This is a genomic window from Malaciobacter halophilus (assembly GCF_002837275.1).
GTDB classification, from domain to species: Bacteria; Campylobacterota; Campylobacteria; order Campylobacterales; family Arcobacteraceae; genus Malaciobacter; species Malaciobacter halophilus.
The window spans coordinates 38,013-61,058 of the sequence record NZ_NXIF01000006.1 but is presented as its reverse complement, the minus strand read 5'-3'; the positions used below and the strand labels follow the sequence as shown (position 1 = coordinate 61,058).

Annotated in this window: 27 protein-coding genes and 1 tRNA gene; 25 read left to right on the top strand and 3 right to left on the bottom strand. The window is 30.0% G+C overall.

Translation table 11 applies throughout. The features are described from left to right. Positions 1-59 precede the first annotated feature (59 nt). Entirely contained in the window at positions 60-989 is a 930-nt protein-coding gene (locus CP960_RS01470; protein ID WP_101183459.1) for an exopolyphosphatase, read from the top strand. A gap of 8 nt (positions 990-997) precedes the next feature. Here CP960_RS01470 and CP960_RS01465 read toward each other — a convergent pair whose 3' ends face one another. Beyond that, positions 998-1,363, bottom strand: coding sequence for an HIT family protein (locus tag CP960_RS01465; RefSeq protein WP_101183458.1), 366 nt, complete (start codon positions 1,361-1,363; stop codon positions 998-1,000). Between the two features lie 366 nt (positions 1,364-1,729). Between CP960_RS01465 and rpmJ the strand changes: the two genes are divergently transcribed. The 15 genes from rpmJ (at position 1,730) to CP960_RS01395 (ending at position 10,771) form a co-directional block, all read left to right on the top strand. Further along, positions 1,730-1,843 carry a 50S ribosomal protein L36 gene (gene rpmJ / locus CP960_RS01460; RefSeq protein WP_079577253.1) on the top strand — a complete coding sequence of 38 codons (114 nt, stop codon included), beginning with the start codon at positions 1,730-1,732 and terminating at the stop codon, positions 1,841-1,843. A 6-nt stretch (positions 1,844-1,849) separates the two neighbouring features. Then, positions 1,850-2,218: a 30S ribosomal protein S13 gene (gene rpsM / locus CP960_RS01455; RefSeq protein ID WP_101183457.1), complete on the top strand. Its 369-nt coding sequence runs from the start codon at positions 1,850-1,852 to the stop codon at positions 2,216-2,218. Positions 2,219-2,227: 9 nt separating this feature from the next. Further along, on the top strand, positions 2,228-2,620 hold the full coding sequence (rpsK, locus tag CP960_RS01450) for a 30S ribosomal protein S11 (RefSeq protein WP_101183456.1): 393 nt from the start codon (positions 2,228-2,230) through the stop codon (positions 2,618-2,620). Between the two features lie 10 nt (positions 2,621-2,630). Next, entirely contained in the window at positions 2,631-3,257 is a 627-nt protein-coding gene (gene rpsD, locus CP960_RS01445; RefSeq protein WP_101183455.1) for a 30S ribosomal protein S4, read from the top strand. Between the two features lie 15 nt (positions 3,258-3,272). Beyond that, positions 3,273-4,271, top strand: coding sequence for a DNA-directed RNA polymerase subunit alpha (locus CP960_RS01440; protein WP_101183454.1), 999 nt, complete (start codon positions 3,273-3,275; stop codon positions 4,269-4,271). Positions 4,272-4,286: 15 nt separating this feature from the next. After that, positions 4,287-4,640: a 50S ribosomal protein L17 gene (gene rplQ, locus CP960_RS01435; protein ID WP_101183453.1), complete on the top strand. Its 354-nt coding sequence runs from the start codon at positions 4,287-4,289 to the stop codon at positions 4,638-4,640. 167 nt (positions 4,641-4,807) lie between these two features. Further along, a complete protein-coding gene (gene gatA / locus CP960_RS01430) occupies positions 4,808-6,169 on the top strand; it encodes an Asp-tRNA(Asn)/Glu-tRNA(Gln) amidotransferase subunit GatA (protein ID WP_101183452.1) in 1,362 nt (453 codons plus the stop codon). Between the two features lie 21 nt (positions 6,170-6,190). Continuing rightward, positions 6,191-7,636 (top strand): IMP dehydrogenase, encoded by a 1,446-nt coding sequence (gene guaB, locus CP960_RS01425; protein WP_101183451.1) that lies wholly within the window; start codon positions 6,191-6,193, stop codon positions 7,634-7,636. A 318-nt stretch (positions 7,637-7,954) separates the two neighbouring features. Next, positions 7,955-8,203: a hypothetical protein gene (locus tag CP960_RS01420; RefSeq protein WP_101183450.1), complete on the top strand. Its 249-nt coding sequence runs from the start codon at positions 7,955-7,957 to the stop codon at positions 8,201-8,203. A 325-nt stretch (positions 8,204-8,528) separates the two neighbouring features. Then, a complete protein-coding gene (locus CP960_RS01415) occupies positions 8,529-8,858 on the top strand; it encodes a hypothetical protein (RefSeq protein ID WP_101183449.1) in 330 nt (109 codons plus the stop codon). Positions 8,859-8,976: 118 nt separating this feature from the next. Next, complete coding sequence (locus CP960_RS01410; protein ID WP_101183448.1) at positions 8,977-9,243, top strand: hypothetical protein; 267 nt, start codon at positions 8,977-8,979, stop codon at positions 9,241-9,243. Positions 9,244-9,438: 195 nt separating this feature from the next. Then, on the top strand, positions 9,439-9,567 hold the full coding sequence (locus CP960_RS14035; protein ID WP_265734442.1) for a hypothetical protein: 129 nt from the start codon (positions 9,439-9,441) through the stop codon (positions 9,565-9,567). Between the two features lie 11 nt (positions 9,568-9,578). After that, positions 9,579-9,791, top strand: a complete 213-nt coding sequence (locus CP960_RS01405) for a DUF2905 domain-containing protein (protein WP_101183447.1) — start codon at positions 9,579-9,581, stop codon at positions 9,789-9,791. Between the two features lie 3 nt (positions 9,792-9,794). Beyond that, positions 9,795-10,151 carry a thiol-disulfide oxidoreductase DCC family protein gene (locus CP960_RS01400; RefSeq protein WP_101183446.1) on the top strand — a complete coding sequence of 119 codons (357 nt, stop codon included), beginning with the start codon at positions 9,795-9,797 and terminating at the stop codon, positions 10,149-10,151. 62 nt (positions 10,152-10,213) lie between these two features. Then, positions 10,214-10,771 carry an LOG family protein gene (locus tag CP960_RS01395; protein WP_101183445.1) on the top strand — a complete coding sequence of 186 codons (558 nt, stop codon included), beginning with the start codon at positions 10,214-10,216 and terminating at the stop codon, positions 10,769-10,771. Between the two features lie 24 nt (positions 10,772-10,795). Here the strand turns inward: CP960_RS01395 and CP960_RS01390 are convergent, their stop codons facing one another. Together CP960_RS01390 and CP960_RS01385 are read right to left on the bottom strand one after the other, a co-directional pair. Beyond that, complete coding sequence (locus CP960_RS01390) at positions 10,796-11,290, bottom strand: type II toxin-antitoxin system antitoxin SocA domain-containing protein (protein ID WP_101183444.1); 495 nt, start codon at positions 11,288-11,290, stop codon at positions 10,796-10,798. A gap of 3 nt (positions 11,291-11,293) precedes the next feature. Continuing rightward, positions 11,294-11,548 (bottom strand): hypothetical protein, encoded by a 255-nt coding sequence (locus tag CP960_RS01385; RefSeq protein ID WP_101183443.1) that lies wholly within the window; start codon positions 11,546-11,548, stop codon positions 11,294-11,296. Between the two features lie 169 nt (positions 11,549-11,717). Here CP960_RS01385 and CP960_RS01380 point away from each other — a divergent pair, with 169 nt between their 5' ends. From CP960_RS01380 to CP960_RS01340, 9 genes are all read left to right on the top strand, one after another. Continuing rightward, positions 11,718-12,164 carry a protein tyrosine phosphatase family protein gene (locus tag CP960_RS01380; protein ID WP_101183442.1) on the top strand — a complete coding sequence of 149 codons (447 nt, stop codon included), beginning with the start codon at positions 11,718-11,720 and terminating at the stop codon, positions 12,162-12,164. Positions 12,165-12,255: 91 nt separating this feature from the next. Next, positions 12,256-13,365 carry a homoserine O-acetyltransferase MetX gene (gene metX, locus CP960_RS01375; RefSeq protein WP_101183441.1) on the top strand — a complete coding sequence of 370 codons (1,110 nt, stop codon included), beginning with the start codon at positions 12,256-12,258 and terminating at the stop codon, positions 13,363-13,365. Further along, on the top strand, positions 13,362-13,571 hold the full coding sequence (gene xseB / locus CP960_RS01370) for an exodeoxyribonuclease VII small subunit (RefSeq protein WP_101183440.1): 210 nt from the start codon (positions 13,362-13,364) through the stop codon (positions 13,569-13,571). Before metX ends, xseB begins: the two co-directional genes overlap by 4 nt. Positions 13,572-13,708: 137 nt before the next feature. Then, a complete protein-coding gene (locus CP960_RS01365; protein ID WP_191321656.1) occupies positions 13,709-14,389 on the top strand; it encodes a HesA/MoeB/ThiF family protein in 681 nt (226 codons plus the stop codon). A 108-nt stretch (positions 14,390-14,497) separates the two neighbouring features. Further along, complete coding sequence (carB, locus tag CP960_RS01360; protein ID WP_101183439.1) at positions 14,498-17,740, top strand: carbamoyl-phosphate synthase large subunit; 3,243 nt, start codon at positions 14,498-14,500, stop codon at positions 17,738-17,740. Then, positions 17,740-18,183 (top strand): Sua5 YciO YrdC YwlC family protein, encoded by a 444-nt coding sequence (locus tag CP960_RS01355; RefSeq protein ID WP_101183438.1) that lies wholly within the window; start codon positions 17,740-17,742, stop codon positions 18,181-18,183. Before carB ends, CP960_RS01355 begins: the two co-directional genes overlap by 1 nt. A gap of 57 nt (positions 18,184-18,240) precedes the next feature. Beyond that, positions 18,241-18,316 (top strand) — tRNA-Glu (locus CP960_RS01350). 348 nt (positions 18,317-18,664) lie between these two features. Then, complete coding sequence (locus CP960_RS01345; protein ID WP_228151980.1) at positions 18,665-19,876, top strand: exonuclease SbcCD subunit D C-terminal domain-containing protein; 1,212 nt, start codon at positions 18,665-18,667, stop codon at positions 19,874-19,876. Continuing rightward, positions 19,876-23,037 carry an SbcC/MukB-like Walker B domain-containing protein gene (locus tag CP960_RS01340; protein ID WP_101183437.1) on the top strand — a complete coding sequence of 1,054 codons (3,162 nt, stop codon included), beginning with the start codon at positions 19,876-19,878 and terminating at the stop codon, positions 23,035-23,037. Before CP960_RS01345 ends, CP960_RS01340 begins: the two co-directional genes overlap by 1 nt. Positions 23,038-23,046: the final 9 nt, after the last annotated feature.

Genomic DNA, 23,046 nt, shown 5'->3' with positions numbered 1-23,046 from the left:
TTCAAATTTATTTAAATTATGATAAAATTTTTCAAAATAATTAAATGTATGGGAATGTTATGGCAGAAAATAAGTATAGACTAGTAACTAGAAGTGATATGGATGGTTTAGTTTGTGGAACTCTTTTAAAATACCTTGATATTGTAGATGAAATAACTTTTGTTCACCCTAAAGATATGCAAGATGGTAAAATAGAGATAAAATCAACAGATATAACTACGAACTTACCTTATGTAGATGGTGTATATTTAGCATTTGACCATCATTTTAGTGAAACCTTAAGAAATGAGAAAAAACAGAATCATATAATTGATGCAGATGCTCCAAGTGCAGCAGAAGTTGTGTATAGATATTATGGTGCAGATGAAAAGTTCCCATCAAAATTTAAACCTATGATGGATGCAGCAAATAAAGCAGATAGTGCAGCTTTTACAAAAGAAGATATTTTAAATCCTAAAGGTTGGGAACTTTTAAGTTTTTTAATGGATAGTAGAACAGGTCTTGGAAGATTTAGAGATTTTAGAGTTTCAAACTACCAATTAATGATGGATTTAATTGACTATTGTAAAGACCATAATATTGATGATATTTTAGCATTACCTGATGTAAAAGAGAGAGTTGATTTATATTTTAAATATGAAGAGCAGTTTAAAGAACAACTTAAAAGATGTACAACTGTACATAAAAATTTACTAGTAATTGATTATAAAGATGAAGAGATAATATATCCAGGAAATAGATTTATGGTTTATGCAATGTATCCTGAAGCAAATATCTCTATTCATGCAGTATGGGGAAAAGATAAACAAAATGTAGTTTATAGTACTGGAAAATCAATTATAAATAAAACATCTAAAACAAATGTAGGTGAATTGATGCTTAAATATGAAGGAGGAGGGCATAAAGCCGCTGGTGGTTGTCAACCAAGCCATGAAGATGCACAAAAAGTTTTAGAAGAGTTAATAGTTAAAATAAATGCTGATGGTTAAAAGATAAGTTATATTAGCTTATCTTTTAAAATAGTATAAAAATCTTCAAATGAAGGTAAAACCAAACTAGGTTCTCTTTGTTTTTTCCCCCACATAGGCTCAGGAAAATATGAGTCTTGTTTAAATCTTGCCATAATATGAAAATGAACGTGTGGAACATAGTTTCCAAAAGATGCAATGTTGATTTTTTCTGGATTAAAGTATTCAATCATCTCTTTTTCAATAATATCAAGTTTTTCCCAAATTTGTGTTTTTACTTCTTGAGGACACTGACTAAACTCTTTAAAATCATCTTTTGTAAAGATTTTTAGCCATGGAATTTCACTTTTTTCAATATCTATATATATTAAATCATTTTCATATAAGTATGCCATGCTATTTCCTTTTTTCAAAAATTTTAGCAAAAAAAAGAGTAATTTAAGTTAAATTAACAGTTTGTATAGTTAATTCAACATACTTTAAGTAAAGATTAAATATAATCCAATTCCATTTTTCGACCAAAAAGGAATTTTTTATAAAATATTTGTGTTTTATAAAGAGTTGGGCAGAATCAGAAAAAAGCAAATAGCCCTTATCAATTATTGATATAAGGTTGTTTCAGCTTAGGCTCCGCCGATTTTTATTGCAATGCAATATAAAAAATCGGGGCGAACTACGAAAAAGCAAAGCAGTTTGCTTTTTTCAAGTGTAGTTCTTCCCTGTTGGAAAGTGGTAAATAACACAAAAAAGAGGACAGGCTTATGAAAGTAAGAGCTTCAGTTAAAAAAATGTGTGATAAATGTAAAGTTATCAAAAGAAAAGGGATCGTAAGAGTAATTTGCGATAACAAAAAACACAAACAAAGACAAGGATAAAAAGACATGGCTAGAATTGCAGGTGTTGATTTACCAAATAAAAAAAGAATGGAGTATGCATTAACATACATTTATGGTATTGGTTTACATAACTCTAGATTAATCTTAGACGCTGTTGGAGTTGACTATAACAAAAGAGCACACGAGTTAACAGAAGATGAAGCGGCAGCAATTAGACAAGAAATCCAAAAAAACTATATGGTTGAGGGTGATCTTAGAAAAAAAGTTGCAATGGATATTAAAGCACTTATGGATTTAGGTTCATATAGAGGTTTAAGACATAGAAAAGGTTTACCTTGTAGAGGGCAAAAGACTAAAACTAATGCTAGAACTAGAAAAGGTAAAAAGAGAACTGTTGGTGCAGCAGCGAAATAAGGATAACTGATGGCAAAAAGAAAAGTAACTAGAAAAAAAATAGTAAAAAAGAATATTGCTGACGGAATCGTACACATTGCAGCAACATTCAACAATACAATGGTAACAGTAAGTGATAATGCAGGTAATGCAATCGCATGGTCAAGTGCTGGAAACTTAGGTTTCAAAGGTTCTAAAAAATCTACTCCATTTGCTGCACAACAAGCAGTAGAAGATGCAATGACTAAAGCTATGGAACACGGAATTAAAAATGTTGGTATCAAAATTCAAGGACCAGGTTCAGGAAGAGATACAGCAGTTAAATCAGTTGGTGCTATGGAAGGTATCAGAGTTACATGGTTAAAGGATGTTACACCACTACCACACAATGGTTGTAGACCTCCTAAGAGAAGAAGAGTGTAAGGAGTAGGTAATGGCAAGATATAGAGGACCAGTAGAAAAAATTGAAAGAAGATTAGATGCAGACCTTGGATTAAAAGGTGAGAGAAGACTTAACGGAAAATCTGCATTAGAAAAAAGACCATACGCTCCAGGACAACACGGACAAAGAAGAGCAAAAATCTCTGAGTATGGTTTACAGTTAAGAGAAAAACAAAAAGCTAAATATCTTTATGGTGTATCTGAAAAACAATTCAGAAAATACTTTAAAGAAGCTGCAAGAAGAGATGGAAACACAGGGGCAAACCTTATTTCATTAATTGAGCAAAGATTAGATAATGTTGTATATAGAATGGGATTTGCTACAACTAGAGCAAATGCTAGACAATTTACAACTCATGGACACGTTTTAGTAGATGGAAAAAAATTAGATATTCCTTCTTATATTGTAAAACCTGGACAAAAAATTGAAATTAAAGACAAATCTAAAACTAACCCACAAATTGTTAGAGCATTAGAGTTAACAAACCAAACTGGTATGGTTGACTGGGTAGATGTAGATAAAGATAAAGTATTTGGTATTTTTACAAGAATTCCTACAAGAGAAGAAGTAGTTATTCCTGTTGAAGAAAGATTAATTGTAGAGTTATATTCTAAATAATAAATAAGGTAGCATATGAAAAAGTTTGCAGACACACCGTTTTTACCGACAGAAGTTGAAATAGAAGCTATCAGTGAAACTGAAGCTAAAATATCAGCATATCCATTTGAGAGTGGTTTTGCAATAACTTTAGCTCACCCTTTAAGAAGACTTCTATTAAGTAGCTCAATTGGATACGCTCCAATTGCAGTGAAAATAGAAGGTGCTAATCATGAATTTGATTCTTTAAGAGGTATGCTTGAAGATATAGCTATTTTTATTATTAATCTTAAAAATATTAAGTTTAAAATCAATAGTGATGAAGATCAAGTTGTAGTTGAGTACTCTTTTGATGGACCAAAAGAGATTAAGGGTGCTGATTTAGCTAATGCAGATGTTGAAGTTGTTAGTCCTGAAGCACACTTAGCTACAATTAATAGTGATTGTAATTTAACTTTCTCAATTGTTATTCAAAAAGGTATTGGTTATATGCCTTCTGAAGATATTAGAGAGATTGTTGGACCTGATTATATTCCTATTGATGCGTTTTTCACGCCAGTAAAAAAAGTTGTTTATGATATTGAAAAAATGTTAGTTGAAGATAATCCAAACTTTGAAAAAGCTGTATTTACAGTACAGACAAATGGTCAAATTACACCAATCACTGCGTTTAAAGAAGCAGTGTCTGTAATGTACTCTCAAATGTCAGTATTCAATAAAGTGTTTGATTTATCAGAAGTAACAGTTAATGATGCTGGTGAAGAGCCAGTAGAGTTAAAAGACTTAATTGTAAAAATTGATGATTTAAATTTAAGTGCTAGAAGTTTTAACTCTTTAGATAGAGCAGGGTTAAAATACTTAGGTGAATTAGTACTTATGAGTGAAGTAGAAGTTAAAAATATCAAAAATTTAGGGAAAAAATCTTTTGATGAAATCTCTGAAAAATTAGAAAACTTAGGTTTCCCAATTGATAATACACTTCCAGAAAATATTGCGTCGGCTTTAAGAAGAAAGCTAGAACAATTAAAAGCATAGTAGTAAAGGTTTAATATGAGACATAAGCATGGTTATAGAAAGCTAAATAGAACATCTTCTCATAGAAAGGCAATGTTAAAAAACATGGCAATTGCTTTAATAACAAGAGAAAAAATTGAAACAACTGTTCCAAAAGCAAAAGAATTAAGAAGATATATTGAAAAATTAGTTACAGTATCTAAAAATGCTGATTTAAATACTCACAGACAAGTATTTGCATCATTACAAGATAAAGAAGCAACTAAAAAACTAATTAACGAAATTGCTCCACAATTTGAAACAAGAAATGGTGGATACACTTCAATCGTTAAAACAAGAATTAGAAGAGGTGATGCAACTCAAATGGCATTCATCTCATTTGTTAAATAATTATTTAACATATAACTAAAAAGGGGATAGAGGCTTTGCTTCTATCCCCTTTTTTTATACCTAAAAATAAATTTTTCAACTCTTTTTTTACTTTACTAGAATTTAATCATTTTTTTTATATAATACCGCGTAATACTATATTTGTAAACAAATTTTAGGAGCAATAATTGATAACTCTAAAAGAAGCACTACAACTTAGTAGTGAGGAAATAAGAGATTTAAGAAACGACTTAAAAACAAAAATAAATGAGAGTAATATAGGTGCTTATGTAGAACAATTAACTAATAGTGATATTTCAACTTCAGGTGAAGGAATACCAATTGCTATTAAAGATAATATAAATGTAAAAAACTGGGAAATTACTTGCTCTAGTAATATTTTAAAAGGTTATGTATCTCCTTATAATGCTACAGTAATTAACAATCTTGAAAAAGCTGGATTAAGTGCTTTTGGTAGAACTAATATGGATGAGTTTGCAATGGGAAGCTCAACTGAATCTTCTTGTTATGGTAAAACTTTAAATCCTATTGATAATAGCAAAGTTCCTGGTGGAAGTAGTGGTGGTAGTGCTGCTGCTGTTGCTGGTGGAATTGCAATTGCTGCACTTGGTACTGACACAGGAGGAAGTATTAGACAACCTGCTGCTTATTGTGGTTGTGTTGGTATGAAACCTACTTATGGAAGAGTTTCAAGATATGGAATTACTGCTTATTCATCTTCTTTAGACCAATGTGGACCAATAACTCAAAATGTTGAAGACGCTGCAATATTATATGATATTATTTCTGGAAATGACCCTATGGATTCAACTTCTGCAAATGTTGAATACACAAAAGTTAGCCAAAATTTGAATAGCGATAGAAAGATGACAATTGCAGTTATTGAAAACTTTATTGAACAAGCAAGTGATGAAGTTAAAAAAGGTTTTAATAAAGCTGTTGTTGCATTAAAAGAAGCGGGACATACAATTGTTTATAAAAATATGGTAGACACTTCAAAGATACTTTCTTCTTATTATATAGTAGCAACGGCAGAAGCTAGTGCAAACTTAAGTAGATTTGATGGTGTAAGATATGGAAATAGAAAAGGTGATGCAGGTCTTAAAGATATGTACACTCAAACAAAATCACAAGGTTTTGGTGAAGAGGTACAAAAAAGAATCATGTTAGGTTCTTTTGTATTAAGTTCTGGATACTATGATGCGTATTATATTAAAGCTCAAAAGGTTAGACACCTTATAAAAGATGAATATGAAGAGATTTTTAAAGAGGCTGATTTAATACTTTCTCCAGTATCTCCAACTACAGCTGTAGAGTTTGGAAGTTTTAAAACTTCACTTGATATGTATTTAAGTGATATTTATACAATCTCTGTAAACTTAGCGGGACTTCCTGCAATTTCATTGCCTGTACAAAAAGATAATAGTGGAATGCCTGTTGGTGTTCAATTAATTGGTAAAGCATATGATGAACAGACTGTTTTTGATGGCGCTTTATCATTAGAAAAGAGTGTAAATTACAAGAAATAATATTATAAAAGGGGATATTAAATGAGAATCAAGAAAAGAGCATTAACGTTTGAAGATGTACTATTAGTACCACAAAAATCAGAAGTTTTACCAAAAGAAGTTTGTTTAGAAACAAAGCTAACAAAAAATATTAGTTTAAATATCCCGTTTGTTAGTGCTGCTATGGACACAGTTACAGAGTATAGAGCTGCTATTGCAATGGCAAGACTTGGAGGAATAGGTATCATACATAAAAATATGGATATTGAAACTCAAGCTTTACAATGTAAAAAAGTTAAAAAAAGTGAATCAGGTATGATTATTGACCCTGTAACAATTGGACCTGAGCAAACTTTACAAGATGCAGAAGATATTATGGCATCATATAAAATCTCTGGTGTACCTGTTGTTGATAAAGATAATACTTTATTAGGTATTTTAACAAACAGAGATATGAGATTTACTAAAGATTTTACTTTAATAGCAAAAGATAAAATGACTAAAATGCCTTTAATTACTGCAAAAGAAGGTACAACATTAGATGAAGCTGCTGATATTATGCATGCAAATAAGATTGAAAAACTTCCAATTGTTAATGCTGATAATAAACTTATTGGTCTTATTACAATTAAAGATATTAATAAAAAAAGAGAATATCCAAATGCAAACAAAGACCAATTTGGTAGACTAAGAGTTGGTGCAGCAATTGGTGTAGGACAAATGGATAGAGCAAAAGCACTTTATGATGTAGGTGTTGATGTTTTAGTTTTAGATTCTGCACATGGACACTCAAAAGGTATTTTAGAAACTGTTAAACAAATCAAAGCTGAATTAGATATAGATATTATTGCAGGAAATGTAGCGACAGCTGAAGCAACAGCTGATTTAATTGCTGCTGGTGCAGATGCTGTTAAAGTAGGAATTGGTCCTGGTTCAATTTGTACAACAAGAATTGTTGCTGGTGTTGGTGTTCCTCAAATTTCAGCAATTGATGAGTGTGCTGCTGAAGGTAAAAAACATAATGTTCCTGTTATTGCTGATGGTGGTATTAAATACTCTGGAGATGTAGCAAAAGCATTAGCAGTTGGTGCTAGTTGTTGTATGATGGGTAGTGCTTTAGCTGGAACAGATGAAAGTCCAGGTGAAGTTGTACTTTTCCAAGGAAGAAAGTTTAAAACATATAGAGGTATGGGAAGTATTGGAGCTATGACTAAAGGAAGTAATGATAGATATTTCCAAGAAGGAACAGCTGCTGATAAACTTGTACCTGAAGGAATTGAAGGAAGAGTTGCTTACAGAGGAAGTATCTCAGATATCATTCATCAAATGGTAGGTGGATTAAGAGCTTCTATGGGATACGTAGGAAGTGAAAGTATTTCTGTATTTCAAGAAAAAGCGGAATTTGTAGAGATTACATCTGCTGGGCTTAAAGAGAGTCATGTTCATGATGTGACTATTACAAATGAAGCGCCTAATTACCACGTATAAAAAAAGAGGTTTATAACAGCCTCTTTTTACAAATTTCTGCGTTATCGCAGAAATTTTTTTACTCACATACTTTAGTATGCTCCCACAAAAAATTTTGCTCTAGCCTTGAACTTTATAAAAATGTCAGTTCTAAACATCTTTTTGAGTATCATGATATTTTATTAAAGTATGTCTATTTATAGGGTTTTGTCTAATTTAATATCATAACATTAAAAATGTAATCCTATTAAGTAATTTTATGGGTAATTAATATATAATGTATTACTAATAAATAGTTATGTTTTCACTAAAATTAAGTTCTTTAATAGGAGCATTATATTGTCAAGAGAAAAAACAACAGTTGATATAAGTATCACAACAGCTAGAGGATCGTTTATCACATCTTGCTTATGTATTATTTGTGGCTTTATCCTAATGTTTGTCGGTTCAGATAATGGACTTACCGAACTAACAGTTAAGACCAAAGATGTAACTATTAATTTTTATAGTTTCGTTCCGGGCGTTGTATTTACTTTATTTGGGGCTATTTTAGCTGCTTGGACTGTGCATAGACTTATTAAGAAATAAAAAATAGGAAAAATAGAAAAAGAAAAATAGAAGTCAGGTGATAACGATAACTTAATGTATAAACGAATAGAAAAAAATTTATAATAGCGTTATAAAATATAATCAAGGTAATTACTAATAAGAAAGTTAGTTAAAAAAAACTCTTGCTATAATTATTTGAAAATAGGGCACAGTTGCCAAATTAGCTTTAGGGTTATTGTTATCATCTGGCACCATAAGCTTCTAAACTTTACAATATGTAATATTTTTGAATCTTTAGTTCTTATTGTTGTATCATTTTATAAATAAAACAGAGGTTACTATAATCAAGATGAAGGAAAGTAAAGTGAATGGTAATATAGAAGTTACATATAAAATAGTAAATAAAAAAGATTTAAATTTAACTCTTAGTTTAGAAGAGCTTTTAAAAAATGAAAGAGTAGTAAAAACTATAAAGAGTGAATTTGCTAAAGGTTATAGAAATATTGATATTAAAACTGATTCACAATTAGATGATAAAATAAAACTTGAAACAATAAAAAAGCACTATACGTTTAATGTTTTAAAAGATGATTTTGCAGATATAATTGCACTTGCAGAAGACCATGCAACAAATAATAAGCTTTTGAAAAAGGACTCTTTTGTTGAGCTTGTAGATATAAAAACAGTTGAATAGGTATTTATATTAAAATCTACTTGTAAGTGTAAAATAATTTTTATTAAAGTAATAGATTTTAGAATAGTCTAACTTATTAAATAGTAAGATTTAATATAAATTATAAATGGAAATAACTATGTTAAAAAATAATAAATACATTAATAAAATCAAATATTACTATAAGTTAACAAAACAGAAAAAAATTGATAGCTATATGATACTTGCTGGTCTTACAGGAGTATTACTAGGTTTAGTTTGTTCGATACCTATAATAAATAAAATTTTTGCATGGTTTATACTATTTGGAGTGGTTATAAAACTATATGATTTTTCTGAAGAGATAGAAAGAAATATTGTTCCATACGATTTCAATCGTTTATTACCTCCTCCTGAAAAGAAATAATAAATTTATAATTATTTCTTTTGGTTATAACCTTTTTTAACTGCTACACATTTGCTCTTTATCATATATTTCTTAAATTTTATATCTTGTGTGAGTTTTTAACATATTATAAAATAGTCGTAAGATATAAATACAATTATTAACTAACTTTAAAATATTTAATTGTTATGATACTTAAAATATAGTGGAGAGATTATGAAAAACTTTTTAGTAATTAGTATTATTATAGTAGCTATTTTTTATATGTTTGTGATGATGAAAGATAAGTATAATACTATTGAAGAAACAAATAAAAAAATAGCACAACAAAAAAAGATTAAATAAAGGAGTTTTTTATGGCACGATGGTTTATTTTAGCAGGTGTAGTACTTGTTATTATAGGTCTTGTACTACACTTCCTTCCAAATGTTTTTAATTGGTTTGGAAAACTTCCAGGAGATATTCATATAGAAAATGAAAATACTAAAGTAATGTTTCCTTTAACTTCTATGATATTAGTTAGTGTTGCCTTATCTTTACTTTTAAGTATTTTCAATAAGTTAAGTTAAATAATGCATAGTATCAAACTATATTATGATAAAGATTGTCCTTTTTGTTCCAATTATGCAAACTATTTAAAGTTGAAAAATAGTTGCAGTTTAGTAGTTTTAAATGCTAGAGAACATAAAATGCAAATTGATAAGTTTTATAAAGATGGTTTTGATATAAATGATGGCTTTATAATCTTAATAGATGAAAAAAGAGTAATGCAAGGAAGTCAAGCTTTACTCTTTTTAGAAAAATATTCAAAAAGAAAAATATCTATTTTTAAAAATGAAAAATTAACACCTTATATTTATAATATTATAAAAGTTTTAAGAAAACTCCTACTTTTTTTACTTAGAAAAGATGCAAATATTAGAAGTTGATTTGCTGTTAAGTTAATTTGACTATAATTTATGCCTTACTTACAAACAAAAGGAAAATTATCATGAGAATAGCTGTTTTTTGTGGTTCAAGTGAAGGAAATAATAAAAAATATTTAGAAGATATAAAAGCACTTGGAGAGTTTTTTGCAAAAAATAACATTGAGTTAGTTTATGGTGGTGGTAAAGTTGGACTAATGGGTGCAATTGCCAATAGCGTTATGGAAAATGGTGGAAAAGTTTATGGTGTTATTCCAGAAAAACTACAAGAAAAAGAGCTTGCTCACACGGGAATTACAAAATTAAAAATAGTAAAAGATATGCATGAAAGAAAAGCTGAAATGGCTGCAAATGCTGATGCTTTTATAGCTTTTGCTGGTGGTGCAGGTACTTTAGAAGAGATATTTGAAGTTTGGACATGGGCTCAGCTTGGATTTCATACAAAGCCTTGTGTATTTTTTAATACAAATGGATTTTATGATAGTTTATTTGAAATGATGGATAATATGGTAAAACAAGGTTTTTTAAAAGAAGAGTATGTAAATATGTTAATTAAAACTGATGATAAACATGAAATGTTAGAATTGATAAAAAACTATAAATCACCAAATCAAAAATGGTAATAAAAAGAGTGAATAACACTCTTTTTATATGATTAACTCACCTAAGTTAGTATCTCTAACAAGTTGGATTTTAAATGTATCATTTGCTACATTTCTTGGAGTTGTTGCTTTATATTTATTTATAACTTCTTTAATAGTTTTTAACTCATTTTTTTCAAATAAAGAGCTGTCGAATTCTTCATCAACTTTTATAAATTGTAGTTCTGTGTGACTCTTTTTTGTAATTATTTCTATATCTATGTATTCAAGAAGTTCTCTTATTAAAAATAGTCTTTCATCTTCTTCATCTAAATCTTCATCATTTTCAATTATTGAAAAAATCTCTTGCATGATTTTAGCAGATGGAGTTCTTTTGTCTTTTATATACTCATCACCGAATATTTTTTGACCATTTTTTTGTAAATTTTCATAATCTATTAGAAAAAGTAGAGTACTAACCTTTTTTTGATTGACAAACTGTACTTCATTTTCTAACATATATAAAATTGCATTTGAAACTTTTGTAATATCAAAACTCATAAATTAGATTTCCTCATCTTGTAATTGCATCTCTTCTAAAACAGCAAGAATTTCCACTGCTTGTTCTTCTGTTAGTTCATCTTTTGCAATTACTCTTAAAACCTCTTCGAAATATTTTTTTAAGTCTTTTAAATATTGAAGCTCTTCTTTATCATCATCATTTTTGATATTTTGAGATACTTCTTTGATAGTTTCATCTAGCTCTAAAAGTGCATCATCTTCTAATAAGTCTTTTAACTCTTTGATTTTTGCTGTCAAATTAATTCCTTTTAACTTTTTTGAAAGTATAACTAAATAAAAATGATAAAACTAGTAAACATTAAACTAGAAACATAAATTTTGTTAAAATAAGTGCTATAGGATGAAAATAGTTCATAAAAATCAAATTTCTTGTGATATAATCAATTAACAAATACAAGGAAGTAAAATGCAGACTATTTTAAATTACATCAAGATAAATGAAAATATTTCAACATCAGGTCAACCAACAGTGGATGAACTTAAAATGATTGCAAAAGATGATTTTAAAGTAGTGATTAATCTTGCCTTGTGTGACTCCTCTTTAGCTTTGGATAATGAAGATAAAATTGTAAGTGATTTAGGACTTACATATATACATATTCCTGTAGATTTTCAAAATCCAGAAATAGAAAACTTGAAGATTTTTTTAAACATCTTAAATGGTTTTATAAATGAAAAAGTTTGGATACATTGTTCTAAAAATTATAGAGTAACAGCATTTATGTACGTATTTCATAAATATTTTTTAAAGACACCTTTTGAACAGATTAATTTATCTATGTTTGATATTTGGACTCCAAATAAACAGTGGCAAGACCTTATGAAAATAACCTTTGAAGAGTTGCAGTCTTAAGTAAAAGTCTCTTTTATGATAGATTTAGATACAATTGCCAAGTTTATAATAAAAATAATAATAAAATATACTAAAAATTGTGGGATAAATTTTGAAAATAGAGACAAAAACAGCAAGATTTACCAACCCTTTATACTTAGAAAGTGGTAGGATTTTAGAACCTTATGAGATAATTTATGAAACATATGGAACTCTAAATGAAGATAAATCAAATGTAATAGTAATATGCCATGCATTAGCTGGAAGTCACCATGCAGCAGGAAGATATGCAGATGAAGCTAAACCTGGTTGGTGGGATAAATTTATTGGCGATGGTAAAGCTATAGATACTACAAAATACTTTGTAATTTGTACAAATAATATTGGTTCTTGTTTTGGTTCAACCAACCCAATGAGTCCAAACTATCCAAGTAATGAACCATATAGATTTAAATTTCCAGTTCTTACAATATCTGATATTGTTAAAGCACAAAGAAATCTTTTTGATTCTTTAGGTATACATCATGTAAGAGCAGTAATAGGTGGTTCAATGGGTGGAATGCAAGCACTTTGTTATGCTATTGAGCATCCAAGATTTGCTGATATTGTTATTCCTATGGCAACTACTGCTTATACTAGACCTTGGGCTATTGCTTTTAATAAAATTGCAATGGAAGCAGTAAGACATGACCCAGCCTTTAATAATGGACATTATGATAAGGATGACTTACTTGCAAATGGTTTACCAGGACTTGCAATAGGAAGAATGGCAGGTTTAATAGGCTATTTAAGTCCAACACTTTTTAACAAAAAATTTTCACGAAATTATGCCCATACTGATGGTCTTTATGAACTATTTGGGCGATTTGAAGTTGAAAGATATTTAGAATATAACTCTTATAGCTTTCCAAAAATATTTGACCCTTTATCATATCTTTATATTTGTAAAACAATGAATATTTTTGATGCAGGAAGAAATAAAGATAAATTAGAAGACTCTTTTTCTAAGATAAAGTGTAAATTACATCTTATATCATTTTCTGATGATATGTTATTTTTCCCTGAAGAGATGGAAGAGATATATGATATTATGTGTAAAATTGGAAAAGAAGAACAAGTTACTTATAAGATGATAGAGAGTGAGTCAGGACATGATTCATTTTTAGTGGAAGTTCATAAATTTGAAAATTATGTAAAAGATATATTAGAGGAAAAAATATGAGTGAAGAGAAACAAGAAGAAAAATTAGCATTTGAAGAAAAAATCTTAAAAGCAAAAGAGCTTTTAGAAAAACTAAATAGTCAAGATATAACACTTCAAAACTCTATTGAAGTTTACAAATCAGGAATAAAAGAGTTAGAAGAAGCTCAAAAATTACTTGATGAAGCAAAACTAATTTTTACTACAAAACAGAAAGATGATAACTAAAATTATTGTTTTTATTAAACTTTAGTATAATAGTCAAGTTTATTATTGATTTATATCATGCAAATTTAATTTTAATGTGCTATTATTACATATGTAAATAACAAAAATAAACTTGACTTATTTAGTAAGGATTAGATATGAGTGAGATTCATGAGTTTTTTAATAGACAAATAAAACTTTGGGGTGAACAAACACAAGATAGTTTACAAGATAAAAAAGTAGCTATTATTGGTAGTGGTGGACTTGGATGTTCTTTAGGTATTGCACTTGGTGCTTCAGGGATTGGTGAGTTTGCGCTTGTTGATTTTGATGAGGTTGGTGTTCATAATATACATAGACAAATTGGTTTTAAAGTAGGGGATGATGGAAAGTATAAAGCTGAAGTTCTAAAAGAACTTTTAGAATCAAGATGTCCTTATACAAAAGCAACTGCTTATGTTGAAGGTTTTGATGAGTTTGCAAAAAGAGAATTAGAGTTTGATTTAATCATTGATGCAACAGACAACTTACCAACAAGAGCAGCTATAAATGAGTATTGTATGAAACATGAACAACCATGGATTTATGGAACAGTTGAAGAGTTTCATGGTCAAGTTTGTTTTTTCAAAGAAGCATCTTATGAAGCAGTATTTCAAATAAACGACAGAAAGCCAAATGGTATTGCTTGTCCTATTGTAATGCATATTGCTTCACTTCAAGCAAATCTAGCTATTAGACACCTAACAGGACTTCCTGTAAAAAAAGATATTTTATACTATTTATCTTTTGATGAAGAGGGTGTGTTAAACACTAAAAAATTTAATCTTCCAAAAAATTAATTTAGGCTTTGTCCTAAATTAATTCTGTACAATTATAGTATAACCAGTTTCTAAGCACTTCTTAGATATACTTTCCAGATTTTTAACTACACTAATGGGGAACTATTTATGCCAAAAAGAGAAGATATTAAATCTATTTTACTTATCGGTTCAGGTCCAATTGTTATTGGTCAAGCTTGCGAGTTTGACTATTCTGGAACTCAGGCTACTAAGACATTAAAAGAGCTAGGTTATAGAGTTGTACTTATTAACTCAAATCCAGCTACAATTATGACTGATCCTGAGTTTGCAGATAAAACATATATTGAGCCTATTACAGAAGAGGTTGTTGCTAAGATTATTGAAAAAGAGAATATCGATGCAATTTTACCAACAATGGGTGGACAAACAGCACTAAATGTTGCTACTTCTATGTATGATAAAGGTATGCTAGAAGGTGTAAAATTTTTAGGTGCAAACCCAGAAGCTATTAAAAAAGGTGAAGATAGACACCTATTTAATGAAGCAATGATTAAAATTGGTATGGATTTACCAAAAAGTAAAAATGCATATACTCTTGAAGAAGCTATTGAAGTTGCTAAAGAGATAGGGTTTCCTGTAATTAGTAGAGCTTCATTTACACTTGCTGGTGGTGGTTCAGGTGTTGCTTATAATATGGAAGAGTTCAAATCTCTTGCAGCAGCAGGGATTGAAGCTTCTCCAATCAATGAAATTGAAATTATGGAATCAATGCTTGGTTGGAAAGAGTATGAAATGGAAGTTATTAGAGATAGAAAAGATAACTGCATTATTGTATGTTCTATTGAAAACTTAGACCCTATGGGAGTTCATACAGGTGACTCAACTACTATTGCTCCAGCACTTACTTTAACAGATAAAGAGTATCAAGATATGAGAAATGCATCTTTTGCAATTCTTAGAGAGATTGGAGTTGATACAGGTGGTTCAAATGTACAGTTTGCTATCAATCCAGAAACTGGAAGAATGATTGTAATTGAGATGAATCCAAGAGTTTCAAGAAGTTCTGCACTTGCATCAAAAGCTACTGGTTATCCAATTGCAAAAGTTGCTACTTTACTTGCTGTTGGTTTTACTCTTGATGAAATTACAAATGATATTACAGGAACTGCTGCATCATTTGAGCCAGTTATTGATTATGTTGTTACTAAAATCCCAAGATTTACTTTTGAAAAATTCCCTAAAGCTGATTCAACATTGACAACTGGAATGAAATCGGTTGGTGAAGTAATGGCTATTGGTAGAACATTTAATGAATCAATCCAAAAAGCACTTTGTTCTATGGAAACAGGATTGACAGGTTTTGACCCTATTTGTGATGACTTAGAAAAGATTAAAGCAGAGATAAGAAGACCAAATGCTGATAGATTAAGATACTTAATGGATGGAATGAGACACGGTTTAACAAATGAAGAGATATTTGAACTTTGCTCAATTGACCCATGGTACTTAACAAAATTTAGACAGATTATAGAAATTGAGAAAAGTATTGATGAAACAATACTTTCAGATGAAGAAGCTATGAGAAATGTAAAAGCAAATGGTTTCTCAGATGCTATGATTGCAAAACTTATTTCTAAAACAGAAGATGAAGTATATAAAGCAAGACAAGTTATGAATATAAACTTTGAATATAATGAAGTAGATACTTGTGCTGCTGAATTTAAAGCACTTACTCCTTATCTTTATTCTTCAACAAATGTGCACAAACTACCAGAGATAAAAAAAGAACAAAGTGATGAAAAGAAAGTTCTAATTATTGGTGGAGGTCCAAATAGAATTGGACAAGGTATTGAGTTTGATTATTGTTGTGTACATGCATCTTTTGCATTAAATGAGATGGGTGTTAAAACAATAATGTATAACTGCAACCCTGAAACTGTATCTACTGATTATGACACGTCTGATATTTTATACTTTGAACCAATTGATTTTGAACATGTAAGAAGTGTAATTGATGAAGAAAAACCAGATGGTATTATTGTTCACTTTGGTGGACAAACTCCATTAAAGCTTGCAAATGCTATTCATGATTTTGGTGGTAAAATAATAGGAACAACTGCTGCTACTATCGACTTAGCAGAAGATAGAGAAAAATTCTCTACATTTGTAAAAAAAGCAGAACTATTACAACCAGAAAATGGAACAGCCGTAGAAGTAGAACAAGCAATAGAAATTGCTGAAAATATTGGTTATCCTGTACTTGTAAGACCATCATTTGTACTTGGTGGTAGAGGCATGAGAATTGTATATTCAACTGAAGAGTTAAAGCAATATATGGATGAAGCTGTTTCTGTATCAAATGATGCACCAGTATTAATTGATAAGTTCTTAGATAGAGCAATTGAACTTGATGTTGATTGTATTTGCGATGGTAAAGAAGTATATATTGGTGGAATCATGCAACATATTGAAGAAGCGGGTGTTCACTCAGGAGATTCAGGTTGTTCATTGCCTCCTGTATCAATTAGTGATGAGTTAATTATTGAGATTGAAGATAAAACAAAAAAGATGGCTTTAGAGCTTGGTGTTGTTGGTCTTATGAATACTCAATATGCAATTCACAAAGGACAAATTTACTTAATTGAAGTAAATCCAAGAGCTTCTAGAACTGTACCTTTTGTAAGTAAAGCAACAGGTATGCCATTGGCAAAAGTTGCAACTAGAGTTATGTGGGGAGAGAGTTTAAGACAAGCATTGGATGTATATGATAAAAATATTGTATATGAAGATAATGGAGTATTAAAACCAATCTTAAAAGACCATGTTGCAGTTAAAGAAGCAGTTTTCCCATTTACTAAATTAAGTGGTTCGGATATGATTTTAACTCCAGAGATGAAATCTACTGGTGAAGTTATGGGAATTTCTGAAAACTTTGGTGAATCTTATGCAAAAGCTCAAAGTGCAGCAAAAAATGACTTACCAACAAGTGGAAAAGTATTTATCTCTTTATGTGATTTAGATAAAGAGTTTGCTCCTAGAATTGCTCAAGGTCTTGTAAATGAAGGCTTTACAATAGTAGCAACAGGTGGAACACACAAAGCTATTACACAAGCAGGAATAGAGTGTGAAAAAGTACTTAAAATTTCTGAAGGAAGACCAAATATTACTGACTCTATAACAAATGGAGAAATTGCACTTGCATTAAATACAAGTGATGGAAAAGAGTCTTCAAAAGAAGATGGTAAAAACATAAGAAGAACAGTTCTTAAAAATAATATACCATATGTAACGACAGCAGCTGGTGCGTTGGCTTGTGTTGAAGCAATGAAATCACTAAAACAAAAAAATGGAGTATCAGTTAAGTCTATTCAAGACTTTTTAAATAACTAATGGATTCAAAACTTGTATATTTAGTACAAACTGATACGACAGTTGGCTTCTCATCAACAGATGATGAGAAGCTATCAAAATTAAAAAAAAGACCACCCACACAAAAGATACTGCAAGTAGTAGATAGTTTTAGCACTCTAAAACAGTTTACTAGAGTACCTAAAAAGTATAGAAAACTAATAAGAAAAGCAAAAAGAACTACTTTTATTTATCCAAATACACACTCATTTAGAGTTATACCAAGAGATGATGAATTTTATGATTTTGTGAGAAAATTTAGAAATATCTATTCTACTTCTGCAAATATAACTACAAAAAGTTTTGATGAAAAGTTTGCTTTAAATAGTGCTGATATAGTTGTCGAAACAAAAAAAGGATTTAGTGAAACTACTTCTTCATCTATTTATCTACTTAAGAAGAAAAAACTTAGAAAAATTAGATAAATTCTTTGGGATTTAAGCAAACTAAAATTAAATCTAAAATATAATTTCACTCTTTATGACCCTGTCGTCTAGTGGCCAAGGACCTCAGGATTTCCTCCTGATGACGCAAGTTCAAATCTTGCTGGGGTCGCCATCTAAAAAATTGTATAACTTCAAATCAAAATTATCTTATCCCCAAATAGTCAAATAAATAATTAATATATGTAATACTAATACAATAAATAATAAATTATTGTTTATTAAACATATAGTTTATTTGTAGTTAGATAATATTTATAATAAAATATTTTTAATTTAATCTTGTTAAGTAGTATTAGTCCAACTAAAATTATGAAAAATAAGAAAACCATACTCTATAATCTTACTTAATTGAAACTTATAAATATAAAAATATAATTCAAAAAGTTACAGAATAGATAAATAAATAATAAAAACTTATATTTTGACATAATGTAAAACAAATTTTAATTATAATCTTAGTATGAATAGTATAAAGATTTTACATACATCAGACTGGCATCTAGGTCAAAACTTTATGGGCAAAAGCAGAATAGAAGAGCACAAAGCTTTTTTATCTTGGCTTTTAGAAACAATTGAGCAAAAACAAATAGAACTTTTACTAGTATCAGGAGATATTTTTGATACAGGAACACCACCAAATTATGCACTTGAACTCTACTACAACTTTTTAAAACAGTTATCTTCAAAAAAGAGTTTAAAAACTACAATCATCACAGCAGGAAACCATGACTCAGTTTCTACACTAAAAGCACCAAAGCAACTACTTGAAGCACTAAATGTACATGTAGTAGTAAATGGCGATGAAGATGAAAATATAATCATACCTATAAAAGAAGCTGATACTACTAAAGCAATAGTTTGTGCAGTTCCATTTTTAAGAGATAGTGTTATAAGACAATCACTTGGTGGGGAAACTGTAAGCGACAAAGAAAAACTAGCAAATGATGGTATTAAAACTTACTATGAAAAAACCTACAAAAAAGCAAAAGAGTTAGACTCAAATGTTCCAATCATAGCTATGGGACACTTGACTACAGTTGGTAGTAGAAGTAGTGAGAGTGAAAGAGATATCTACATAGGTGGAACACTTGATATTGGTGGGGATTATTTAGCTAGCATGTTTGACTATGTGGCTTTAGGACATTTACACATAAATCAAACGGTTGGAAATGAACATGTAAGATACTCAGGTTCTCCAATACCACTTAGTTTTAGTGAGTCTAAAAATACTCAAAAAGTAAATCTAGTAACTATAAATAATAGTGCAGATGAAAATGTAAAAGTAGAAGAGTTAGAAGTACCACTTACAAAAAAACTACAAGTTATCAAAGGCGATTTGGAAACTATCAAAAAAGAGTTAAAAGCTATCGAAGATAAGACAACATGGATAGAAGTTCATATAAAAGATGACAACCCAATGTTTGCAAACACTGAGATAAGAGAACTAGCTTCAAAACTAGAGCTAACAATCCTAGCAGTTAAAATAGAAAAAAGCGAAAAGCAATTAAGAGCAAAAGAGTTAAAAGCTATAAGCCTAGATGAACTAAGTGTGCAAGAGGTTTTTGAAAAAAGATTAGACTTAGAAGAGATAGAAAATAGTGAGTTTAAAGAGCAGTTATCACAAATTTTCAATGAAGTAGTTTCAAATCTTCATGAAAGAGAGCAAATCTAATGAAGATACTAAAAGTAAAATTACTAAATATAAACTCCCTAAAAGGTGAGTTTGAAATAGACTTTCAAGAGTTTCTAAAAGATGAATCTCTTTTTGCCATAACTGGACCAACAGGAGCAGGGAAAAGTACAATTTTAGATGTAATCACTTGCGCCTTATATGGAAGAACAGCCAGACTAACAAACCCAAATGACCTGATGAGTAGACACACAGGGGAGTGTTTATGTGAAGTAGAGTTTGAAATCAAAGGCAAAGTTTATAGAAGTTCTTGGGCGCAAAAAAGAGCAAGAAAAAATCCAAATGGAAATTTCCAATCTGCAAAGATGGAGATAGTAGAACTAGACACAAATAAAATACTAGAATCATACCTTTCAAAAGTACCAAAGGTTGTAGAGGAAATCTCAGGGCTTGATTTTGATAGGTTTGTTCAATCTATGATGTTAGCCCAAGGAAGTTTTGATGCCTTTTTAAAAGCCAAAGAAAACGAGCGTTCAAACCTACTAGAAAAGATTACTGGAACATATATCTACAAACAAATCTCACAAAGTATCTATGAAACATACTCGTCAAAGAAAAAAGAGATAGAAGCAGATGAAATAGCACTAGGAAGTATAGAATTACTAGAACCAGAAATAGCGGAAGAGAAAACAAAACAACTAGAAACAAACAAAAAAGAAAAGCAAGAATTAGATAAAAAAGAAACAGAACTAAAAAAACTATCAAACTATCTAGAAACCCTAGCTAAACTAGAAGCAGATAGCCAAAAGTACAATCAAGAGTTTGAGCAAATAAGCAAAGAAAAAGAAAACAACAAAGAGCAGTTTACAAAGCTAGAACTTGCAAATAAAGCCATAAGAATACAAGCTTTAAACCAAGAGAAAAATCAACTAATAAACACAATCACAAATGATAAACAAAGCTTAGAATCTTTGCAAAAAGAAGACAAAGAGTTAAAAGAACAAATTCAAACAAAAGAGCAAGAGTTTAAACTTTCTAAACAAAGCCTTGAAAAAGAGCAAACAACATACAATGAAAACTATAAAAAACTAAAAGAGCTAAGAACAATAAAAACACAAAGCGATGGTAAAAACTCTTTATATGTAGAAAAAAGTAAAAAAATATCACAACACTTACAAGAGTTGGCAAAACATTTTGAGATAGCTTTTGAAACACTTTTAAATGACGAATCACAAATAGACAATTTATACAAAAACTTCTCATCAAATCTAGACACAAAAAAAGAGCAGTTAGAAACGCTAATAGAAGAATATAAAGCACTAGAAACAAAAACAAAAGATATAAACCAAAAAGAGCAAAACACAAGAGCCAAACTAAAAGAGATAGAAGCACTTCTAAAAGCCCTAAGTGATTATGAGATACTACAAGAACAAATCACACAAGAACAAAACAAGATAAAAGAGTACAACGCTCAAATAGAATCACAAACAAAACTAAACCAAGAAAAAACAAAACTAATAAGCCAAATAAACGAAACTCTAACTTCACTAAAACAAACAAGAGAAAAAGAACTTCTTATCAAAAACTACGAGCAAGATAGAGCCAAACTAAAAGATGGGCAAGAGTGCTTTTTATGTGGGTCAAAAGAGCATCCATATATAAACCACTCTTTAAATATAGATACAGAGATAAGTCAAACACTAGCCAAAATAAAAGAGCAAGAAAACTATCTACAAGAGCAAAACAGCGAACTAAACAACGCTCAAATAAACCTAGCAAAACTTAGCTCAAAACTTGAAAGCTCAAACCTAGAACTACAAAAACAACAAACTACAAAAGAGCAAATAGAAGAGTACTTTAAAACAAATGATTTCAAACTACAAGAAGACTCAAAAACCACACTACAAGAGCAAATGCAATTTTGCGAAAATGAGCTAAAAGAGTATGTAACTTTAAGAGAGCAAAAAGAGTCTTTACAAACAAAAAAAGAGTCTCTACAAACATCTTTAAATAAAGAGCTGCAAAAACAACAGCAGATAAATACAAGCATAAACACAATAAAAGAGCTAAAAGAGGAACAAACAAAACTAAAAGAAGAGATAACAAAGCTTCAAACCCAAAGCAAAAATATCTTAGATATAGAAGATTTAGACCTTTTTGAGAAAAATATCCAAGAGAGTTTAGATACTGTTTCAAAACACTTTAACAATTTGCAAAACCATCTTTCAAGCCTAAAATCAAAAGATGAATCTCTCTCAAAACAGATAATCCAACTAAACCAAAAACAAGAAGATGACAAACAAACCCTAGTACTCATAAAAGAGAAGTTTGAAAAAGCTTTAGTAGAGTATGGCTTTAGTTCACAAGAGGAGTTTGAAAAAGCAAACCTACCAAAAGAAGAGTTTGAAACCTTAACAAAGCTATGCAAAACCATAGAAGAGAAATACACTCAAATACAAACTCTAAAAACAGACACAAACAAAAAACTAAAGGAACACAAACTCTTAGAAAAAGAGATAAACCCAACAAATCAAAACAAAGATGATATAAACAAAGAGTTACAAAACCTACAAAGTACAATAGACCAACTACAAGAATCCATAGGAAGTATCTCAAAAGAGTTAGAGATAAATACCCAAAATATAAAAAAATCAGAGGACAAAATCAAACAACTTGAAAAGAAAAAACAAGCCTTTCAAGTATGGGTAAAACTAAATGATATGATAGGCTCAAGCCAAGGGGACAAGTTCGCTAAATTTGCCCAAGGTATAACCCTAGACCAATTAATCTATCTAGCAAATAAACACTTAGAAATACTAAGCCCAAGATATGAACTCCAAAGAAACACCCAATCAAACAAACTCTTAGATATAGAGATAATAGACGGCTTCCAAGGTGACGCGGTAAGAGGTGTAAACACACTCTCAGGGGGAGAAAGCTTCATAGTAAGTCTATCTTTAGCCTTAGGACTATCAAGTCTAGCAAGCCAAAAGATAAGTATAGACTCACTTTTCCTAGATGAAGGGTTTGGAACACTAGATAGCGATAGCCTAGAGCTGGCACTAAATGCACTAAATCAACTACAAAGTTCAGGAAAAATGGTAGGTGTGATTTCCCACGTGGAAGCACTAAAAGAGCGAATTCCATTGCAGATAAAGGTTGAGCCTAAGGGTGATGGGACGAGTGGTTTGGATTTAAATTAGAAGGAATAA